Origin of the sequence: Rheinheimera sp. UJ63 (genome assembly GCF_021568285.1) — a bacterium.
GTDB lineage: Bacteria > Pseudomonadota > Gammaproteobacteria > Enterobacterales > Alteromonadaceae > Alishewanella > Alishewanella maricola.
This window is the reverse complement of the sequence record NZ_JAKGTQ010000003.1, coordinates 161,489-181,788: the sequence shown is the minus strand read 5'-3', so window position 1 is coordinate 181,788 and position 20,300 is coordinate 161,489. Positions and strand designations below refer to the sequence as shown.

General features: G+C 46.6%; 14 protein-coding genes. 7 read left to right on the top strand and 7 right to left on the bottom strand.

The features are described 5' to 3' along the window. Positions 1-10: 10 nt before the first annotated feature. A complete protein-coding gene (gene ccoN / locus L1N97_RS10985; protein WP_229585844.1) occupies positions 11-1,438 on the bottom strand; it encodes a cytochrome-c oxidase, cbb3-type subunit I in 1,428 nt (475 codons plus the stop codon). A 284-nt stretch (positions 1,439-1,722) separates the two neighbouring features. Between ccoN and L1N97_RS10980 the strand changes: the two genes are divergently transcribed. After that, positions 1,723-2,148 carry a hypothetical protein gene (locus tag L1N97_RS10980; protein ID WP_236129813.1) on the top strand — a complete coding sequence of 142 codons (426 nt, stop codon included), beginning with the start codon at positions 1,723-1,725 and terminating at the stop codon, positions 2,146-2,148. Between the two features lie 84 nt (positions 2,149-2,232). Here L1N97_RS10980 and L1N97_RS10975 read toward each other — a convergent pair whose 3' ends face one another. Next, a complete protein-coding gene (locus L1N97_RS10975) occupies positions 2,233-3,087 on the bottom strand; it encodes a D-hexose-6-phosphate mutarotase (RefSeq protein ID WP_236129812.1) in 855 nt (284 codons plus the stop codon). Positions 3,088-3,185: 98 nt separating this feature from the next. Continuing rightward, complete coding sequence (gap, locus tag L1N97_RS10970) at positions 3,186-4,193, bottom strand: type I glyceraldehyde-3-phosphate dehydrogenase (protein WP_229585847.1); 1,008 nt, start codon at positions 4,191-4,193, stop codon at positions 3,186-3,188. 208 nt (positions 4,194-4,401) lie between these two features. Here gap and malQ point away from each other — a divergent pair, with 208 nt between their 5' ends. The 5 genes from malQ to purT all read left to right on the top strand — a co-directional run bounded on the left by malQ (position 4,402) and on the right by purT (position 13,690). Continuing rightward, positions 4,402-6,594, top strand: a complete 2,193-nt coding sequence (gene malQ, locus L1N97_RS10965) for a 4-alpha-glucanotransferase (protein WP_236129811.1) — start codon at positions 4,402-4,404, stop codon at positions 6,592-6,594. Between the two features lie 48 nt (positions 6,595-6,642). Further along, complete coding sequence (gene glgB / locus L1N97_RS10960; protein WP_236129810.1) at positions 6,643-8,832, top strand: 1,4-alpha-glucan branching protein GlgB; 2,190 nt, start codon at positions 6,643-6,645, stop codon at positions 8,830-8,832. A 9-nt stretch (positions 8,833-8,841) separates the two neighbouring features. Then, positions 8,842-10,890, top strand: a complete 2,049-nt coding sequence (glgX, locus tag L1N97_RS10955; RefSeq protein WP_236129809.1) for a glycogen debranching protein GlgX — start codon at positions 8,842-8,844, stop codon at positions 10,888-10,890. Positions 10,891-10,976: 86 nt separating this feature from the next. Next, positions 10,977-12,506: an NADP-dependent phosphogluconate dehydrogenase gene (gndA, locus tag L1N97_RS10950; protein ID WP_229585851.1), complete on the top strand. Its 1,530-nt coding sequence runs from the start codon at positions 10,977-10,979 to the stop codon at positions 12,504-12,506. Further along, positions 12,503-13,690, top strand: coding sequence for a formate-dependent phosphoribosylglycinamide formyltransferase (purT, locus tag L1N97_RS10945; protein WP_236129808.1), 1,188 nt, complete (start codon positions 12,503-12,505; stop codon positions 13,688-13,690). Before gndA ends, purT begins: the two co-directional genes overlap by 4 nt. A 106-nt stretch (positions 13,691-13,796) precedes the next feature. Here the strand turns inward: purT and L1N97_RS10940 are convergent, their stop codons facing one another. The 4 genes from L1N97_RS10940 to L1N97_RS10925 form a co-directional block, all read right to left on the bottom strand. Further along, the gene (locus tag L1N97_RS10940; protein WP_236129807.1) at positions 13,797-15,236 is read right to left on the bottom strand and encodes an SLC13 family permease; all 1,440 of its coding nucleotides are present in this window, start codon (positions 15,234-15,236) and stop codon (positions 13,797-13,799) included. A 9-nt stretch (positions 15,237-15,245) separates the two neighbouring features. Continuing rightward, complete coding sequence (locus L1N97_RS10935) at positions 15,246-16,232, bottom strand: porin (protein WP_236129806.1); 987 nt, start codon at positions 16,230-16,232, stop codon at positions 15,246-15,248. Positions 16,233-16,393: 161 nt separating this feature from the next. After that, complete coding sequence (locus tag L1N97_RS10930; protein WP_236129805.1) at positions 16,394-17,776, bottom strand: sigma-54-dependent transcriptional regulator; 1,383 nt, start codon at positions 17,774-17,776, stop codon at positions 16,394-16,396. A gap of 3 nt (positions 17,777-17,779) precedes the next feature. Then, on the bottom strand, positions 17,780-19,567 hold the full coding sequence (locus L1N97_RS10925) for a sensor histidine kinase (RefSeq protein WP_236129804.1): 1,788 nt from the start codon (positions 19,565-19,567) through the stop codon (positions 17,780-17,782). Between the two features lie 237 nt (positions 19,568-19,804). Between L1N97_RS10925 and msrB the strand changes: the two genes are divergently transcribed. Beyond that, a complete protein-coding gene (gene msrB, locus L1N97_RS10920; RefSeq protein WP_236129803.1) occupies positions 19,805-20,188 on the top strand; it encodes a peptide-methionine (R)-S-oxide reductase MsrB in 384 nt (127 codons plus the stop codon). Positions 20,189-20,300: the final 112 nt, after the last annotated feature.

The following is a 20,300-nucleotide window of genomic DNA, read 5'->3' as shown; positions in this document are numbered from 1 at the left end:
GTCAGTCTCCTTACGCCGTCGCCACTGCAGGCTGTGCAGCGGGATGTTTACTACTTACCGTTTTGTAGACGTTGTAGGCCATGATTAACATACCTGTTACGACGAATACACCACCGATAAAACGCATCAGATAGAAGGGCATAGAGGCTTCAAGGCTTTGTACAAAGCTGTAAGTCAGGGTGCCGTCAGTGTTCACTGCACGCCACATCATGCCCTGCATAATACCGCTAATCCACATAGCAACGATGTAAAGTACCACACCGATAGTGTGTAACCAGAAGTGAGTATTGACCAGTTTTACGCTGTACATACCGGCTTTATTAAAGACAGTAGGGATTAAGTGGTACATCGCGCCGATTGAAATCATCGCAACCCAACCCAAAGCACCTGAGTGCACGTGGCCGATAGTCCAATCAGTATAGTGCGATAAGGCATTAACGGATTTGATGGCCATCATTGGGCCTTCAAACGTTGACATACCATAGAATGATAAGGAAACGATTAAGAAGCGTAAGATGGGGTCGGTTTTCAGTTTATGCCATGCGCCTGACAGGGTCATGATACCGTTGATCATACCGCCCCAGCTTGGTACGAATAAAATCACTGACATCACCATACCTAAAGACTGAGTCCAGTCTGGCAGGGCAGTGTAATGTAAGTGGTGTGGGCCAGCCCAAATATATAACGCAATCAGTGCCCAGAAGTGCACAATCGATAAGCGGTATGAGTAAACAGGGCGGCCTGATTGTTTAGGTACGAAGTAATACATCATCCCTAAGAAGCCTGCGGTTAATAGGAAACCGACCGCATTGTGACCATACCACCACTGCACCATGGCATCGACGGCACCGGCATAAATTGAATAAGACTTAACTAAATTCAGTGGGATAACCATGCTGTTGACAATATGCAGCGCAGCAACCGTGATAATAAAACCACCGTAGAACCAGTTGGCTACATAGATATGGCTGGTTTTACGTTTGGCTAAAGTACCAAAGAAAACAATAGCGAACGACACCCAAACGACAGTAATTAAAATATCGATTGGCCACTCTAGCTCGGCATATTCTTTGCTTTGGCTAATACCCATAGGTAAGGTAATTGCCGCGGCAACAATAACCGCTTGCCAGCCCCAAAATGTAAACATTGCCAGCTTTTCAGCAAACAAACGTACCTGACAGGTGCGTTGCACAACGTAATAACAAGTGGCGAACAAAGCACTGGTTCCGAACGCGAAGATAACCGCATTGGTATGTAAGGGACGAAGACGGCTGTAGGTCAGCCACGGGGTGTCGAAGTTAAGCGCTGGCCAGTATAACTGGGCTGCAAGTAATACACCCACCACCATGCCAACAATACCCCATAATACGGTAGTGATGGCAAAGAGGCGGACAACGCTATAGTTGTATTCAACATTTAACGGTTTGGTCTGGCTCATGTTGAGTTCCGCTGCAGTTTTGCTGGTTACTAAATATACCACCTTGAGGTGGCCCTTCTTGTGATAGGCAGGTACTATCGGCACAATATTCTCAATGCCTAATCTTACCTACTATAATTGGCTCGAATGATACGAGTTTTACCGGTCAAAAGATAGGTAAAACAGCCGTTTTTATGATGTAGAACAAAGTCACTGTTCAATTTATCATCGCTTTTCGGCTGCGCTGGTTTTTTTTGTGCTGTTACGGTTAAAATAGCGTTTTAGCACAATCTAGTGGCAATAAATTGTTGATACGAACTGCGCTTAACGTTGTTATTTCTTTACTCTTTTTATTGGCGTTAACAGCATGTCAACCACCCGCCGAGAATACCAGTCAGCTACTGTTGCTGCAAACCGCGACGCTGCAACTCACGCTCTCTCCAGAGCATGCACCTGTAGAAACCCCTTTACAGCTCCGTTTACAAAGTCAAAAGCCTTTACGAGCCATCAGCGGTGAGCTCCAAGGTATTTCCATGTATATGGGGCGCATTCCGCTAGTCTGGCGCCAGCAAGCAGCAGAACAGCCTGAGGCGTTAACAACTTGGCAGGCCGAGCTGTTCTTGGGCGCTTGTCGCGATCCAGATATGCAGTGGCAATTACAATTGATTTTGGATTATCAAGATGGTGAACGTGAACTGCATCAGCTGCAGTTCACCTCCAGTTGGCGCTAACGCTGTGACTCTGTCTTTGTTAACTTGCAGTGGGTTAGGGTTATCAATCTGCAGTTGTGCCAGTGCAATTTGGCGCTAGCGCCGTTACTCTGTTTTTGTTAGCTGCAATGTCTGTGTTAACTGCAATGGGCTAGGCGTAGCCATCTGCAGTTGTGCCGTTTCAACGCAGACAAATTCTTGATAACCGTGATCAGGCAAATCCGCCATCGCTTTGCTACGTTCTGCTGCCGGGTTCCACAGCACGGTGCTGTCATGCCCTTGTTGGTCAATAAGTAGCTGATACTGACCGCTTTGCACGCTTAACTGCGCTGCTGGTTCAAGATAAACCCGATCAATTTCTTGATTAAACACGACGGGATCCGCTTCAATAAAGTGTTGTTGTTGCCTAACTTTATCTATAAAGCGCTGACCCAACCCCTGCACAGTGCAAGCGCTCAGCGAGGGCACTTGGAAATAGCTGTGTAAAGCGGCTTGTTGTAACAGGGGTTCGTCACATTCGAGTGTGATACTCAGCTTATCGGCATAAAGTCGCAAACAAAGCGTTAAGCTGAGTGTTTTAGCCCGATGTCCAGGCATATCATCGATACTGATGTTTAAGGTTAGGCTATTAAAATCGCTGTGCGCTTGGCTGTCGATAAAGGTCCACATTCGATTGCGCACTAACCCATGATTGGGTACGGCTTGCTGCTCTGGGTTTAATTTGGCTTCAATTGGACCAAACCAAGGCCAGCAAATCGGTACACCCCCGCGTAGCGGTTGTTGTTGATGCCAGCTTGCAAGTGGCGATAACCACAGCGTTTCTTGCCCAGGTTGCGGTTGATAAGACAGTAAATGCCCACCATAAAGTGACACCACTAAACTGGCTTGCTGAAACTGTAGGCGATAACAGGGTAGATCGGTAAGATGGGCAAAACCCAATTGTGCGCTGGCGATTGACATGCTATTCCTCAACAACGGTGCTGTGATTATTAAAACGTTATTATAGGCTTAAACGCAAACAGCCAGCAAAGGCTGGCTGTTGTTGAAAAGCGTAAGGCTTAGAACTTCATTAATTCAACAGTGTTATCTAGCATACGGTTGCTAAAGCCCCACTCATTGTCATACCAGCTCATCACTTTGACTAAACGGCCCAACACCCGTGTTTCAGTGGCATCAAAGATAGATGACATGGGATTGTGGTTAAAGTCGATTGACACCAAAGGTAAATCGTTAACATGCAATACCTGATTCATCGGGCTGCTCGCTGCAGCTTGGCGAATAATACTATTCACTTCTTCTGCGTCGGTTTCACGACCGGCGATAAAGGTTAAATCAACCAACGACACATTTAACGTCGGTACCCGTACCGCTAAACCGTCAAATTTGCCTTTTAGTTCAGGTACCACTAAACCCACAGCCGCTGCCGCACCGGTTTTAGTTGGTATCATAGACATGGCCGCTGCGCGAGCACGACGCAAGTCAGTGTGATACACATCACTTAAACGTTGATCGTTAGTATAAGCATGAATAGTGGTCATTAAACCTGACTCGATACCTAGCGCTTCATATAACGGTTTAGCAATCGGCGCTAAACAGTTAGTGGTGCAAGATGCGTTAGAGATAATGTTCATCTCTGGCGTTAAAATCTGATGGTTAACACCATAAACAACCGTTGCATCAACATCTTTACCAGGTGCAGAAATAATCACTTTCTTGGCACCTGCGGTTAAATGCGCGCCAGCCGTTTTACGATCAGTAAACAGGCCAGTACATTCTAGTACGACATCTACTTTCAGCTCAGCCCAAGGTAAATCGGCAGGGTTACGGACGCTTAACGTGCGGATCTCATCGTTATTAACATAGATAGCTCGCTCATCATGCTTAACGTCAGCCGCGAAAATGCCATGGGCAGTATCATATTTTAATAAGTGAGCATTAATTGACGCATCACCTAAGTCGTTAATGGCAACCACTTTAATATCGTAATTTTTGCTGCTCTCATAGAGTGCGCGTAGTACATTACGACCGATACGGCCGAAACCGTTAATAGCAACACGAATTGACATAAGAACCCCGCTGTTAAGTGCTAGACTAAGTTTGAAAAAGTAATATCAATATAATATGTAGTAAAATTACATTTTTTGCCACATTTTTCAAGCTTGAAAACTGTTTTGTTGGCTTTTTTGTAATTTTATGACATAAATTAGCTCATGACATCGGCATCTATGCCGCTTAGAATGCTTTATATTAGTTCTAATTTGCCAAGGAATTCCAATGGACGCAGCTTTACGGGCACAACTTATCGCTTTTAATGGTATCGAAACACATTTTAATGATGCCTGGGGGCAGCCGACAGAAGTCAGCGAAGTCAATCAATTAGCCTTATTAGCTGCAATGGGTTACCCGGTTGCAGATGATGACGCGACCCGCACAGAATTACTTGAACGACAACTCGATTTTTGGCAGCAGTTAATTGCCCCTGTTTCTGTCCAGCCGGTCGCGGAGCAATGGCAACTTGAAGTGCAAGTGCCATTAGCCTTGGCTAACACAGATTTTGTTTTGCAACTGATCACCGAGCAGGGCAAGGTAACGGATTATCCGTTAACGCCGGTTAATGGTGAGCTAACGCAAGTGACCGTGCTGCAAGAGGAAGAATATCAGCAATATTTACATGTCTTCGATGGGGCATTACCGTTAGGTTATCATCAGTTGATCTTAACCTGCGCCGGTACAGAATTGTCAGTCAGTCAAAAACTGATTATTGCGCCTGAGCGCTGTTATCAACCGCCTGCCTTTACTGAACAAAAACAGTGGGGCACAGCAATCCAATTATATGCGCTGCGTTCAGCGCGGAATTGGGGCATTGGTGATTTTACTGATCTGAATAATTTAGTGCGTTATCTTGGGGCGCATGGTGCTGATTTTGTTGGGTTAAATCCTATTCATGCGCTTTATCCCGCTATTGCCGATAATGCCAGCCCTTATAGCCCGTCTTCGCGGCGTTGGTTAAATATTATTTATCTTGATGTTACGGCTGTGCCGGGCTATGCGCAATGTGCTGCTGCACAACAGCAAGTTAAAGACACCGCATTTCAGGAGAAATTAAAAGCGGTGCGTGCCGCAGACTGGGTGGATTACCCCACCGTAATGACGTTAAAACTGCCTGTATTAAAAAGCTTATATCAGTGGCTGCAAACACAAAGCACAAAACAGTCAAAACTACTGGCTGCGTTTGCAAAGTTTAAAGCCGATGGCGGTGAGAGCTTACAGCAGCTAGCCTTATATGATGCGCTACATGCTTGGCTGTATCAGCAAGACTCACAATATTGGGGGTGGCCAAATTGGCCAGAACAATACCGTGATCCTACTGATACCGCAGTACTGCAATTTGCCCAAGATCACGCGGCGGAACTCGATTTTTATTGTTACCTGCAATTTCTGGCCACAGAGCAATTAGCGCAAGCCCAGCAACTGGCTAAAGACAGTGGCATGTTGCTAGGTTTATATCGCGATCTGGCCGTGGGCGTCAGCGAAGCGTCTACTGAGATTTGGGGCAACCCTGAGTTATATTGTCGTGATGCCAGCGTAGGTGCTCCGCCAGATCCATTAGGGCCTGCCGGACAAAACTGGGGGCTGCCACCAATGAAGCCTTATCAGTTATATCAGCAAGCTTACCAGCCGATGATTGATTTATTTCGCAGTAATATGCAAAACGCGGGGGCGCTGCGCATTGACCATGTGATGGCGCTTCTGCGGTTGTGGTGGGTACCTAAGGCCGCAACTAATGCCGGTGGCGGTGCTTATGTGTATTATCCTATTATGGATTTGCTCGGGATCTTAGCCTTAGAGAGTCAGCGGCAACAGGCGGTGATTATTGGTGAAGACCTAGGTACGGTGCCAGACGGTATTCGCGAGTTATTACAGCAATTTGGCATGTATTCTTATCGGGTATTCTTTTTTGAAACAGCTGCCGATGGTGGCTATATTTCGCCAGCACACTACCCGCAACAAGCAATGGCGACACTCAGTACGCATGACTTGCCGACCTTAATTGGTTTTTGGCATTGTGAAGATTTAAAACTGGGCAAAGCGCTCGGGTTATATCAAGATGAAGCGCAATTAGAGCAGCTTTATCATCAGCGTCATCACAATAAACAACGTATTTTAGATTCTTTGCATGGCCATAACTTGCTACCCGCTGATTACCCACGTAGTGTCGATCAGCTAGCCATGGACCGGGTACTCAATTTTGCCTTACAGCAACATTTAGCCAGTGGCAGCTCACAATTATTATGTTTACAAATCGAAGACTGGCTAGAGATGACGCAACCGGTCAATGTGCCTGGCACCAGTAATGAATATCCAAACTGGCGGCGTAAATTAAGCCGTGATCTGGAGCAATGGACCACCGAAGCACCGATCAATGAATTATTAAAGCAACTCGCACTTCGCCGTAAAGGCCAGTAATCGTGTTGACTCAGGATTAAGCAACAATAATAAGATAAGGACAAGGTAATGAACTTAACGTTTTTTGCACAAGCGCGCTGCAGACAGCCCTTTAGTGTTTTGGGTTGGCAGTTAATGCAACCAGACAATAAAAATAAAGGCTTAGTGTTACGCTGCTATCTACCTCATGCGAGTGAAGTTGAAGCTTTTGATGCTAATACCGATAAAAGCTTAGGGCAATTAGCTGCAGTGATAGGCTGCCCGGGTGTGTTTGAACTGGCGCAGCCGAGAAAACGTAAAGCCGTGCCTTATTATCTTCAAGTTAAGCAAGGACAACACCAATATCGGTTGGTTGATCCCTATCAGTTTACTGAGCAAGCCTATCATGCTGTGCATTTTGTGCATTCCCAGCCAGAAAATTTATACCGCCAGTTAGGTGCTCAGCTGATCACTTTAGATTTTGCTGGTAAAAGCCTACCGGCTACTCGCTTTGCCGTGTACGCGCCGGATGCCAGCACCGTCAGTTTGGTTGGCGATATGAACCATTGGGATGGCCGTTGTCATCCGATGGAGCGCACCGAATGCGGGCATTGGGTATTAGTGATGCCTGAAATCGCCACTGGCACTCGTTATAAATTTGAAGTTAAAAACAAACATGGCGATTTATTACCGCACAAAGCCGACCCGCTGGCGTTTTATGCTGAGCAATATCCGTCACATGCTTCCTTAGTTTATGATCATGGCGCTTATCAGTGGCAAGATCAAAACTGGACAACACGAAAGTCTGGCAATGTCTATCAAAGTGCGATGAGCATCTATGAGGTGCATCCAGGCTCTTGGCGTCGTGACAGTGAAAATGCCCCGCTGAGTTATCAAGCGCTTGCTGCACAGTTAATTCCTTATGTGCTTGAGATGGGGTATACCCACATCGAACTGATGCCGATTATGGAGCACCCCTTTGATGGTTCTTGGGGCTATCAGCCATTGGGTTTATTTGCGCCGACCTCCCGCTTTGGTCATCCAGATGACTTTAAAGCCTTTGTCGATGCTTGCCACCAGGCCGGTATTGGCGTGATTTTAGATTGGGTTCCGGCGCACTTCCCTGAAGACGGCCATGGCTTAGCACGGTTTGATGGCAGTTGTTTATACGAATACGAAGATCCGCGTCGTGGCTGGCATCCAGATTGGAACTCCTGCATTTATGACTTTGGTAAAGACTATGTGCGACAGTTTTTAGTGGCGAGTGCGATTTATTGGCTCGAACACTTCCACATTGATGGGATCCGTGTCGATGCCGTGGCCTCGATGTTGTATTGGGATTACTCGCGTAATGCGGGAGAGTGGGTGCCAAACATTGATGGGGGTAATCATAACTATGAAGCCATTAGTTTGTTTCAATGGCTTAACCGTGAAGTGTATAGCAAATTCCCTTTAGCGATGACCATTGCGGAAGAGTCGACCTCGTTTCCTCAAGTATCACGACCCACTGATAGTGGCGGCTTAGGCTTTGGCTTTAAGTGGAATATGGGCTGGATGAATGACAGCTTGCGCTATATCAGTAAAGATCCGGCTTATCGGCAGTATCATCATGGCGATCTGACGTTTTCAATGGTCTATGCCTATAATGAAAACTTCATTTTACCGTTATCGCATGATGAAGTCGTGCATGGTAAAGGCAGTTTGTTAGAAAAAATGCCGGGTGACGAATGGCAAAAAGCGGCCAATATGCGTGCCTTTTTAGCCTTTATGTTTGCCCATCCGGGTAAGAAAATGAATTTTATGGGCATTGAGTTTGCGCAAGCGCGAGAATGGTCGCACTCACAAAGCCTAGATTGGCATTTACTGAGCTTTGATAAACATCGCGGTATGCAGCAGTTGTTTCGTGATCTAAACCATACCTATCGCGGTCATACGCCTTTGTACCAATTAGATTATGACACCGCCGGTTTTGGTTGGTTAGATCATCAGGATGCTGCACACAGTACCGTAAGCTTGTTTCGGCAAGATGCCGCAGGCGAGCGGGTCTATGTGGTCAGTAATTTTACCCCGGTTCCACGCAATGCTTTTTGTTTAGGTGTGGCACAGGCCGGTGAATACGAAATCATTTTAAATACCGATAGCGAACATTACTGGGGCAGTAATTATCCGGTGCAGCAAGCACCTTTGCTAGCGCTTGAGCAGGCTATGCACGGTCAGGCTTGTAGTATCGTGTTAGATTTACCGCCATTATCGACGTTATACATTCGACAAAAAATCTAAGGAAATACCATGACCGCCGTCATTGGGTTGTTAAAAATGTCTGCTGGCCAGCCGAGTCCGTTAGGGGCGAGTTTAGTGCAAGCAGAAACGTGGAATTTTGCTGTGTATGCTCCTGATGCCAGTGAACTGACCTTGTGTTTGTTTCTGCCCGACACCGAAGAGTTGCTTGCCGAGATCCCCTTTCAAGGCCGTACCGGTGAAATCTGGCATGTGGCGGTCAGTGGTATTGAGCAGGGCTCTTTATATGCGCTAAAAGCGGCTGGGCCCACTATTCCGGATGCTGGTTTACGTTTTGATAAAGAGCGTTTATTACTTGACCCTTATTGTCGCAAGTTAAATCGGCCACAAATTTGGCAAGAACGCCAGTACGCTAGCCACAGTCATTATTCTTTAGCGAAAGGGGTGTTAGAACAGGCTCCATTTGACTGGCAAGATAGCGTTAAACCTGCGATCCCTCGAGAAAAAACCGTCATTTATGAAGCGCATGTCAAAGGCATGACCATGCAACATCCCGATGTGCCTGAGCATTTGCGCGGGACCTATTTGGGCTTGTGTCATCCGGCGATTATTAAACATCTGTTAGCGTTAGGCATTACCACGGTGCAATTATTGCCGGTGGCTTCTTTTATGGCCGAACCGCGGCTCAGTGCGTTACGTTTAACCAATTATTGGGGTTACAACCCGCTGAATTTTTTTGCACCGGAACCGCGTTATCAGTACGAAGATGCGGTAGCCGAGTTCAAAACCATGGTGCGCACCCTGCATCAACATGGCTTAGAAGTTATTTTAGATGTGGTGTTTAATCACACGGCCGAAGCGGGTGAAGATGGCCCAGTACTTAGTTTTCGTGGTTTAGCGAATCGGCAGTATTATCTGTTTCATAGCCATGGCGAAATGATCGATTACCAGAATTATTGTAATTTTACGGGGTGTGGCAATACCTTGAATGTGTCGCATCCGATGATGCAGCGGATGATCATGGATGCCTTGCGTTATTGGTTAACCGAGATGCAGGTAGATGGTTTTCGCTTTGATTTAGCGGTGACACTGGGCCGGGAGTTTAAACGCTACAATCCGTTTGCGGCTTTCTTTCAAATCGTCGCGCAAGATCCGGTGATCAGTAAAGCTAAGCTGATTGCGGAGCCTTGGGATGTTGGGCCTTTTGGCTATCATTTGGGGCAATTTCCGGCGCACTGGTCTGAGCTTAATGATAAATGCCGTGATACTTTTCGGGCGTTTTGGCGTGGCGACCAAGGGGTGCTCCCCGAATTTGCTACACGCTTATTGGGCTCGCGCGATATTTTTCAAAAACATCATAAGCCCGCCAGCTGCAGTGTGAACTATATTAGCTATCACGATGGCTTTACACTCAGAGATTTAGTCAGTTACAACGACAAACACAATTGGCTAAACGGTGAAGAAAACCGCGATGGTCACGGCCATAATCTGAGTAAGAATCATGGTGCTGAAGGTGTGACCTCGGATGAAGCCATTATTAATGCCCGTAATCAACATCGGCGTAATTTGGTTGCCACTTTAGTGCTTAGCCAAGGGATGATCCATTGGTTAGGCGGCGACGAGCTAAGTCATACTCAGCATGGCAATAACAATGCGTACTGCCAAGATAATCCGATTTCTTGGTTAAATTGGCAGTTAGATGGGCCCGCCACTAAGTTTCTGAAATTTGTGCAACAAATGCTGAAAATGCGCCAGTCATTATGTTGTTTACAGCAAATCAGCTTATTAGACGATAACTACCAAAAACATGGTGATAAACACCACGTGCATTGGTATTTAATGGATGGCACCGATATGACCGAGCCGAATTGGCATGAGTCCGAGCGGCACAGTTGCATGGTGGATATTGTTAATGACAATAGCGGTCAACGTTTGTTATGCATCCTAAATGCATCGGATAAAAATCAAGCGGTTAGCATTCCAGCGCCCTTACGCAACTTATTGTTCGACACTTCAGTGAATGACGGTTTAACGCCTACTACAGCGGTGCGTAAAGATAAGTGGTTGCAAAGCGCTTATAGCTTATCGGTCTGGCAGTAGGTTTATGCTGGTATATAGCCTATAATGCGCGGCATTTTTCGACCCGCGCCAGTTTGCGCGCTTTCAACGTTGTTAAGGATCGTTAGATGACAGACAGCACAACTCTGTGTGAAATTGGTTTTGTTGGGGCAGGGGTAATGGGTAAAAACCTTATTCTCAACCTGGCAGATAACGGCTATCGAGTGGCGGCTTTTGACCTTGATAACCAGAAATTAGAGGCTGTGTTAGCACAAGATGCGGCAGAGCAAGGCGATAAAGGCCCCCGAGTTGTCGGGTGTAGCTCGTACACCGAATTGTTATCACGTTTATCTGCGCCTCACCTAATAGTGTTATCCGTGCCTGCGGGCAAAGCCGTTGACGATGTGTGTCATAAATTGATCGATGCCGGTATTCAAGCCGATGACATCGTGGTCGATACCGGTAACAGTCTGTGGACGGATACTGTCGCGCGAGAAAAAAGCTACGAAGGTAAATTTATCTTTTTCTCCACCGCCGTGTCAGGTGGTGAAGTGGGTGCCCGGTTTGGCCCTTCTTTAATGCCCAGTGGCGATCCTTACGCGTGGACCCGCATTAAACCGATGTGGCAAGCGATTGCCGCCAAAGTGGATCCAACCACCGGTAAGCCTATCGAACGTTTTGAGCCGGGTAATCCCGTAACAGAAGGTGAACCTTGTGCGGCCTATATTGGCCCCAGTGGTTCTGGCCATTATGTCAAAATGGTGCACAACGGTATCGAATATGCCGATATGCAGCTGATTTGCGAAGCCTATCAGGTGATGCGAGATGTGTTAGGCATGTCGGCAGCGGCCATTGGTGAGATTTTCGTGCAATGGAATGATGGCCCACTGCACAGTTATTTAATGGATATCAGTGCCCAAGTCTTAGCCACCAAAGACAGCGAAACCGGCTTACCGCTGGTTGATGTTATTCTAGATAAGGCCGGTCAAAAAGGCACGGGCCTGTGGACTGCCGTGAGCAGTTTACAATTAGGCAGCCCCGCGCCCACCATCGCTGAAGCGGTATATGCCCGCGCGATTTCTGGCTTAAAAGCTGAACGGGTGAAAGCTGCAACGGTACTGGCCGGTCCTGCTCAAAATTTATTCTCAGAAGAACAGCAAGCCGACATGATCCAAGCACTGCATGATGCTTTGTATTGTGCCAAAATTTGCGTGTATGCGCAGGGCTTTCATCTGATGAAAACGGCTGCGGCCGAGCATGGTTGGCAGTTAAATTTTGCCGAAATCGCTAAGATTTGGCGTGCGGGCTGTATTATCCGAGCGGTGTTTTTACAATCGATCACTGAAGCTTACGAGCGAAACGACGAGTTGGAAAACCTGCTGTTGGATCCGTTTTTCTCAAAGCAAATTTCAGTGTATCAACAAAACTGGCGCAAAGCGGTTGCCAACGCGTCGCTGGCGGGGATCCCGGTTGCCGCGTTAAGTTCGGCGCTAAGTTATTATGATGCTTACCGCACCGCGGTGTTACCGGCAAACTTATTACAAGGCCAGCGTGATTTCTTTGGTGCTCATACCTTTGAGCGCACGGATAAAACCAAGGGTAAAACCTATCATGTTGATTGGAGTCGTCCTGAACGGCCAATGGTGAAAGTAAAATGAGCGTTGTCATTGGAACACCCGGCACAAGCAGCAGCACTAAGGTATTGTTATTAGGCGCTGGTGAATTAGGTAAAGAATTGTGTTTAGAATTAAAGCGTTATGGCTGCGAAGTGGTAGCGGTTGATCGTTATCCTAATGCTCCTGCCATGCAAGTTGCCGATAAAGCGGTGGTGATCTCGATGCTCGACAATGCCGCACTGCGACAGTTGGTGATAACGGAAAAGCCGGCGTTAATTGTGCCAGAGCTAGAGGCGATAGCGACGTCGGTGCTGCTGGAACTGGAAGCCGCAGGTTTTAATGTGGTACCCAGTGCTCAAGCGGTTAATTTAACCATGAACCGCGAAGGGATCCGCCGTTTAGCTGCCGAAACCTTGCAGTTACCTACCTCAGCTTATCAATTTGCCAGTGATAAAGCCGGTTACCTGGCCGCGGTGGCCGCGATAGGTTATCCCTGCGTGGTCAAACCGATTATGTCTTCTTCTGGCAAAGGGCAAAGCGTATTACGCAGCGATGCCGATGTTGAAGCAGCATGGGTTCATGCGCAAGAAGGTGGCCGTGCCGGTAAAGGCCGTATCATTGTCGAAGGCTTTGTTGATTTTGATTATGAAATTACCTTACTGACGGTAAATTCTATTTCAGGCATTCAGTTCTGCGATCCGATTGGCCATCGGCAAGAGCAAGGCGATTATCGTGAAAGTTGGCAACCGCAACAGATGTCGGTTGTTGCTGCGCAAAAAGCTCAACAGTACGCTACCGCTGTGGTGCAAGCCTTGGGGGGTAAAGGCTTATTTGGCGTTGAGCTTTTTGTTAAAGGCGATGAAGTATGGTTTAGCGAAGTGTCACCGCGGCCACACGATACCGGTATGGTTACCTTGATTTCACAGCAATTAAGTGAATTTGCACTGCACGCTCGTGCGATCTTGGGTTTACCTATTCCTAGCATTAAACACTACGGCCCAGCTGCCTCGGCGGTGTTATTAGTGCCTGGGCACAGCCAAAATATTCAATATCATATTGGTGCGGCGGCATTAATGCAGCCCGATACGGAACTGCGTATTTTTGGTAAGCCCGAAGTTCAAGGCGAGCGGCGCATGGGGGTGGCATTAGCCTTGGCTGACGATACTGATAAAGCCTGTGCTAAAGCCTTAGCCGTTATCGCTGAACTCAAAGTCGAATTAAGCTAGTTTATCGCGGTGTTCAGCACCGATAACAAAGAAAAACCCACTGCAGTTTGTTCGCTGCAGTGGGTTTTTTTATGGTGATAAATGGATAAGGTTGTGTAAAAACGCTTTAAAACGCAAACACCCAGCGCGCTAAAAACAAGCTGGTTAAACTCACCACTAAGACGGCAAAGAGATTTAAAGCAAAACCGGCTTTAACCATGTCTGCAATGCGTAAATGGCCAGATGAAAAGACAATGGCATTGGGCGGGGTGGCTACCGGCATCATAAAGGCACAACTGGCCGCAATGGCAGCCGGGATCACCAAGGTCATTGGCGAGCCTGACATGGCTAATGATATGGGCGCTAGCAAAGGTAAAAAGCCTGCTGCTGTCGCGGTATTGCTGGTGACTTCGGTCAAAAATACGATAACAGTCGTCACGAGCACCACCATCAGCCACAGTGGCATGTTGTCGAGTAACATCACTTGCTCAGCGATATAACTGGCTAAACCACTTTTACTGATCAGCGCGGCGAGGCTTAAACCGCCACCAAATAACATTAAGATCCCCCAAGGCAACTGCTTGGTTTCTTCCCAAGTTAAAATGCGGGTGTTTTTACTATCCAAAGGCAACACCAAGATTAATACCGCTGCGAGCATCGCAATGATGGTGTCATCTAACGGTAAACCGGTGAGTTTGACTAAAAACGGACGTGTGATCCATAGTAACGCGGTAAGGGCGAAAATAATCAGTACCGCTTTTTCACCTCGCTGCATCTTACCTAGCACAATCAACTTTTGGTGGAATAAGTTACGGGTATTGGCAATCTTAACCTGGTCGAGTTTATAAGCAAATTTGGTTAGCCATAACCAACAACCGAACAACATAACTACGGTCAGCGGTAAACCTACAATCATCCACTCGACAAAACCAATACGAATGCCGTAGGTATCTTGCAAAAACGCGGCCATAAAAGCGTTAGGAGGTGTACCAATTAAGGTAGCTAAACCGCCAATCGAGGCAGCATAGGCCACGGCTAGTAAAATGGCCTTGCTAAAGTCATTTTCGGTGGGTTGTTTATCTTGCTCTAACATGCGAGTAATAGACAGTGCAATGGGTAACATCATTACCGCGGTTGCCGTGTTCGACATCCACATAGATAAGAACGCCGTGACTAACATAATACCGCCAATCTGCTGGCTTGGTTTACTGCCCACAATCAGCATGGTATGCAGGGCGATACGTGTATGCAAAGACCAACGTTCCATGGCAATCGAGATAATAAATCCGCCCAAGAATAAAAAGATCAATGGATGGGCATAAGACTGTGCCACAGCGCTTAAACCATTTAAATCGAGTAAAGGGGCCACTAGTAAAGGTAAAAAAGCCGTGGCAGAGATAGGAACGGCTTCACTGATCCACCAACTGGCCATCCAAGCAGTTAAACCTATAACTAACCAGCTAGGTTCATTCATACCAAAAGGTGCGGGTAGCACTAAGGTGATGAGCATCAACAATGGGCCAATCAGCAGCGCCAAAAATGGGGTTTTCGTTTCGTTAACTGTCATGATGAGCTCCTAGAAACGGTATTGCAGACCTAACGCGATCGAGGTGTCAGTCTCATCGGTCAACGCTAACTGGGTAACAAAGAAATACGCTTTGCTCTGGCTATTAAACAGATAATCGACACCTGCAGTATAGTGATTTGCAGCACTCTGTTGTCTGATTTCTGAAGTATCACGGCCAAGTTGTAGCTTGGGTTGCCAATCGCCAGCGGCATACTGCAGGCTGATATAACCGCCCGTACCTTTACGTTCGCCCTCACTTTGTTCACTGTATTGCAGTAATGAGCCTAAAGTAAAGTCACCCAGTTTTTGTTGCCACAATAAACGCGTCGCATCTAAGCCATTTAAACTTTGTGCTCGAGTCAGCGTGATGTAGTAAGGCTGTTTTTTTAAGCCTCGATCCCCATAAGCCAAGCTGATAGCGACGCCATCTTTACCATTTTGCACTTCATTGTCTTGGCCAAGCACATAGCTTGCCGACAGTGTCCAACCTTGATAACTCGGTGAGATATAGGTCAAGCTGTCGCCTAAGCGATCTTGGCCAGGTAAGATTTGCGCGATATCACCACTGGTTTCATTAAATTGATCAATGCCGCCTTCACTGGTTTTCAAACGCGTATCGTTGCGTCCGGCAATCAATTGGCCAAACTGTCCTTTGATCCCGACAAAAGTGTTACGTGATGAAAAAGGACTGACGGTGTTAGCCTCATCAAAACCACGCACTTCAACTTCATAGGTAAAAAAAGCGGTAATATGTTCATTTAAGACTTGCTCACCTCGAACCCCCAAGCGGCTGAAAGGGCTATCGAGTTGCGAGCCTTGTTTAGTGTAACGTAATAAGCCTTTATCGGTATGAGCCAGTTGCACTTCGGCCTTACCGTAAACAGTGATAGAGGGTAAGGTTAAAGACACGGCTTTGCTGTCAGCTGCCAGATGACCGGACAATGTGGTAGCGCCGATAGCGGCTACGGTTAAAGCGTTGCGAATGACCTGTTGCATAATGACCTCGTCATAAAGAGTTATAGTTGTAGGCACTAGGTGTTAGCAAGAACGCGGCCAACAATTTAATTGATTTAAATCATACATTTATTATTTTGTCGATGTTGCTTTGGGTGGTAATTGAAACCTTGCTGTCAAGAAATGGGTGGATTACCGCCCATTTAGTTAAGTTCATCCACAGCATCATCATCTTTAAATTGACTACGTACAACGCCGTATTTACGCATTTTGTCATACAGGGTTTTTCTTGGCAGGTTGAGTGCTTGCATGGTCAATTTAATACTGCCGCGGGTAGCGCTAAGGGCTTCTTCAATCAACATTTGTTCAAAAAAGGCGACGCGCTCAGACAATCCCATCGCACTGCCAAACGTATCGGCTAAGGGTAAGCCTTGTTGCATAAAAGCCGCCTCTGGACCAAGCAACACATAACGTTCAGCAAGGTTTCGCAGTTCGCGAACATTGCCTTGCCATTCGTGTGACAACAAACTGTCTAACTGTAACTGATTAAGTGGTAATACGGGTTTGTGGTAGCGCGCTGCAGCGAGCATGGCAAAGTGTTTAAAAAGTAAAGGAATATCTTGTCGTCGTTGTCTCAGGGGTGGGATGGCGACCTGTAATAAATTGAGCCGATAATACAAATCCAGTCGGAATTCACCTTGCTGACTTAATTGGGCTAGGTTGGTTTTAGTGGCCGCCACAACGCGGATATTTAGTGGGATACTGATATTGCTGCCTAAGGGCGTGACTTTACGCTCTTCTAACACACGTAATAATCTTACCTGCACACTTAAAGGCGTACTTTCAATTTCATCTAAAAATAAGGTACCGCCATTGGCAAATTCAAACTTGCCGATACGTTTTTTATCCGCCCCGGTAAAAGCGCCGGCTTCGCAACCAAATAGCTCACTTTCAATCAGTTGTTCAGGTATCGCGCCACAGTTAATAGCCACGAACTGCTGATCACTCCGTAGCGAATTATCATGTAAATATCGTGCAACGAGCTCTTTACCGCTGCCGGTTTCGCCCTCAATCAAGACATCTGCAGGCGTATCTAGCACCAGATCGAGTAAATGACGCATTTGATTAATGGCGGGGCTATCACCAATAAGCTGCACTTTGCCGCGTCGGCTTTCACGCAGCTGGCTGCTCAAACGGCGATTTTCCAAACACAGCTGGCGCTTTTCACCGGCTTGCTGCAAGATTTTATGCAATTCTGTATGGTTGACCGGCTTTTCGATAAAGCTATAAGCCCCATTTTGCATGGCATTGACGGCAATGCTGATGTCGCCGTAGCCGGTGAGTAAAATAACCGGTAAATCTTCGTCACTTGCGCGTAATGCCTGCAGCAGCGATAAGCCGTCCATTTCTGGCATATTTAAATCAGTCACAATCACGCCGAAGAAGTTGGGGTTTAAAGCTTGCAGTAAGGCGGAGGGTTTATCAAAGGTGCGACAAGACCAGCCTTCTAACTTAAGCCCCTGCGCCAAGGCATCGAGAACATGGTGGTCATCATCTAATAACCAAATTTCTGCAGTGTTACTCATGATTTACTCCGCAAGATACCGAGGTAAGGTTAAGCTAACGAGGGCACCGCCGTCTGGATGGTTTTCTATGGTTAAACTGCCGTGATAGCTTTGCATAATTTGTCTTGAAATAGACAGGCCTAAGCCTAAACCGCTGCCTTGTTTCGTGGTGAAAAAGGGTTCAAACAACTGTGCCATCACATGGGGTTTGATACCGGAGCCGTTGTCATGAATTTGCACCAGTGCAAGCTCAGCGCGTTGCACAATACGGATGCTGACGGTAGGTGCAGCATGCTGCTCTGCCGCTTGCATCGCATTCCCCAACACATTAATCAACACTTGCTCTAATTGCAGTGGATCGATTTTTACCTTGACGTGATCCGATTGTAGCAGCGTGATGTTGATACTTTGCTGTTTCAGTGACGGCGCTAAAATATCCAAGGCGTTCTGTAACACACTGCTTAATGCTACGACGACGGGTTGGTTTGCCGCTTTGCGGCTAAAGCTTTTAAATTGTTTCACCATATGATTTAAGCGCAGGATCATCTGGGCCATTTTATCTAAATTTTCTTGCAGTTCACTATACAGGCCTTTTTTCAGTAAAAGCTGGCTATTTTGCAGATAGCTATGCATGGCCGTTAAAGGTTGATTGATTTCATGATTAATAGAAGCACTCAGTTGACCAATAGTCGCGAGCTTGGCCGCTTGTAACAACTGATCTTGGGTTTGTTTTAATTCATGTTCTGCGTCAATACGGTGCTGTATCTCAACTTGCAGTTGCTGGTTGCTTTGTTGCAGCGATTCGGTTCGCTCTGCTACCGCCGATTCTAACTGGCTAAGCATTAATGCTTTTTGTTGCTGCTGTTGGGATTTATTACGCCAGAAAACGCGAGCTAATAAGATCACTGCCAATAACAAGCAAAAGCTGATAGCCAATTGCCAAGCTTGCATTTTGAGCGGAGCGGCGGGTTCCAGCATAACGAGCTGCCAAGGTAGCGTTGGTTGATCTTGGATGGCGACAACATATTGCTGCGCTGCTAATGGCCGGCTAACGGGTTCTGGGCGCAACTGCCAAATGTCTTGTTGTTGATTGACTTGTAAGGCATGCAAAGTTGTATTGGGATGGCGTGAACGTGTCACGGCATCTTCACCAAACCAGGTGAGGCGCCAAGCCTCGTGGTTACTGGCCAGCACGGTATTTTCATCATCAACTAACATAAACAATAATGGGCTTTGACCGGCAATTGACTGATAAGCTAACTCTAATTGGTCTATATTCATTTTTGTGGTCAATACACCGATAGTTTGCTGCTGTGCATCGCTAACCGTTGCCGCAAAGTATATGCCGCGTTCATTGGAAACCCAGCCTAAACCGTAATCGATGTAGCTTGTATTAGCCGTGATACTTTCTGAAAAATAAGGCCGAAAAGCAAAGTTGTGATCCATAAAGTTGACTTCGGCAGCATAATTACTGCTGGCCACAACATCGCCATTTTGATTCATTAAATAGATTGAAGCACTGCCACTGGCCAGCGTAAAGTCCGCTAATAATTGACTAACTTGCTGTTGTTTTGCGGCGTTGTCGGGGGCCGTTAACAAGTCTTGCAGCTCCGGCCGATGTGCTAAGGTATCGGTCAGTGTGCTAAAGCGGGTCAGTTGTAAATTAAGATACTGATTAAATTCAGCGCCTTGTTTAAAAGAGAGTTGCTGCGAGCGTTGTAACAACTGCTGAAAAGTGACCTGATAGCAGACAACGGCAACAAGTAATAAGCACAGGGCGATGAAGAAGGGCTGTCGAAAGAATGGGGGCATACAAGGCTCTAACGCATCTATAAATGCTTAATTTACCTTAAGGCCAGTCGATGGGCTACCCGTAAATATTGATTTGCCTCTTCATTCTGCTATAAGCCTGTTTAAAAGCAACAGCATTAAGCAATGACCATTGGCCATCCTTATGCTTTTAGCCAGGTTAGAGACAAACTGATTGAGCTAAGCGCAGCGCGCAGCGTATATTGATGTCAGCGTTAAAAGATAATACAGGATCATCAAATGAAATTATCAGAAGCAGAATGGCGGCAGCGTTTAACCGAAGAGCAATTTCGGGTGACGCGCTTAAAAGGCACAGAATATCCATTCACGGGTGAATTATTACACCATACCGCCGCAGGCACTTATCACTGTGTCTGTTGCGGTGCAGAATTATTTAATGCCAGCACGAAATTTGATGCCGGGTGCGGCTGGCCCAGTTTTTATCAATCGTTAGCGGGGAAGGTGCGTTATGAAGAAGACCACAGCCATGGTATGCAACGCATTGAAATTGTTTGCAATAATTGCGATGCCCACTTAGGCCATGTGTTTGAAGACGGGCCTGCGCCAACCGGGCAGCGTTACTGTGTTAATTCTGCTGCATTAACTTTCACCCATAAGACTTAAGCCTATATTTAAGCTGTAAGTGTTGTGGTAGGGTTTCATAATCAATTACAATAGGCCGCCTTATAAAAACCGCTGTATCCTACAGAAAAGCGGCATAGGCACACCGATTAAT

Coding starts and splice junctions, on each gene's coding strand:
- ccoN (WP_229585844.1), bottom strand. CDS start 1,438: ATGAGCCAGACCAAACCGTTAAATGTTGAATACAACTATAGCGTTGTC.
- L1N97_RS10975 (WP_236129812.1), bottom strand. CDS start 3,087: ATGTCAATCGCCAGCGCACAATTGGGTTTTGCCCATCTTACCGATCTA.
- gap (WP_229585847.1), bottom strand. CDS start 4,193: ATGTCAATTCGTGTTGCTATTAACGGTTTCGGCCGTATCGGTCGTAAT.
- malQ (WP_236129811.1), top strand. CDS start 4,402: ATGGACGCAGCTTTACGGGCACAACTTATCGCTTTTAATGGTATCGAA.
- glgB (WP_236129810.1), top strand. CDS start 6,643: ATGAACTTAACGTTTTTTGCACAAGCGCGCTGCAGACAGCCCTTTAGT.
- glgX (WP_236129809.1), top strand. CDS start 8,842: ATGACCGCCGTCATTGGGTTGTTAAAAATGTCTGCTGGCCAGCCGAGT.
- gndA (WP_229585851.1), top strand. CDS start 10,977: ATGACAGACAGCACAACTCTGTGTGAAATTGGTTTTGTTGGGGCAGGG.
- purT (WP_236129808.1), top strand. CDS start 12,503: ATGAGCGTTGTCATTGGAACACCCGGCACAAGCAGCAGCACTAAGGTA.
- L1N97_RS10940 (WP_236129807.1), bottom strand. CDS start 15,236: ATGACAGTTAACGAAACGAAAACCCCATTTTTGGCGCTGCTGATTGGC.
- L1N97_RS10935 (WP_236129806.1), bottom strand. CDS start 16,232: ATGCAACAGGTCATTCGCAACGCTTTAACCGTAGCCGCTATCGGCGCT.
- L1N97_RS10930 (WP_236129805.1), bottom strand. CDS start 17,776: ATGAGTAACACTGCAGAAATTTGGTTATTAGATGATGACCACCATGTT.
- L1N97_RS10925 (WP_236129804.1), bottom strand. CDS start 19,567: ATGCCCCCATTCTTTCGACAGCCCTTCTTCATCGCCCTGTGCTTATTA.
- msrB (WP_236129803.1), top strand. CDS start 19,805: ATGAAATTATCAGAAGCAGAATGGCGGCAGCGTTTAACCGAAGAGCAA.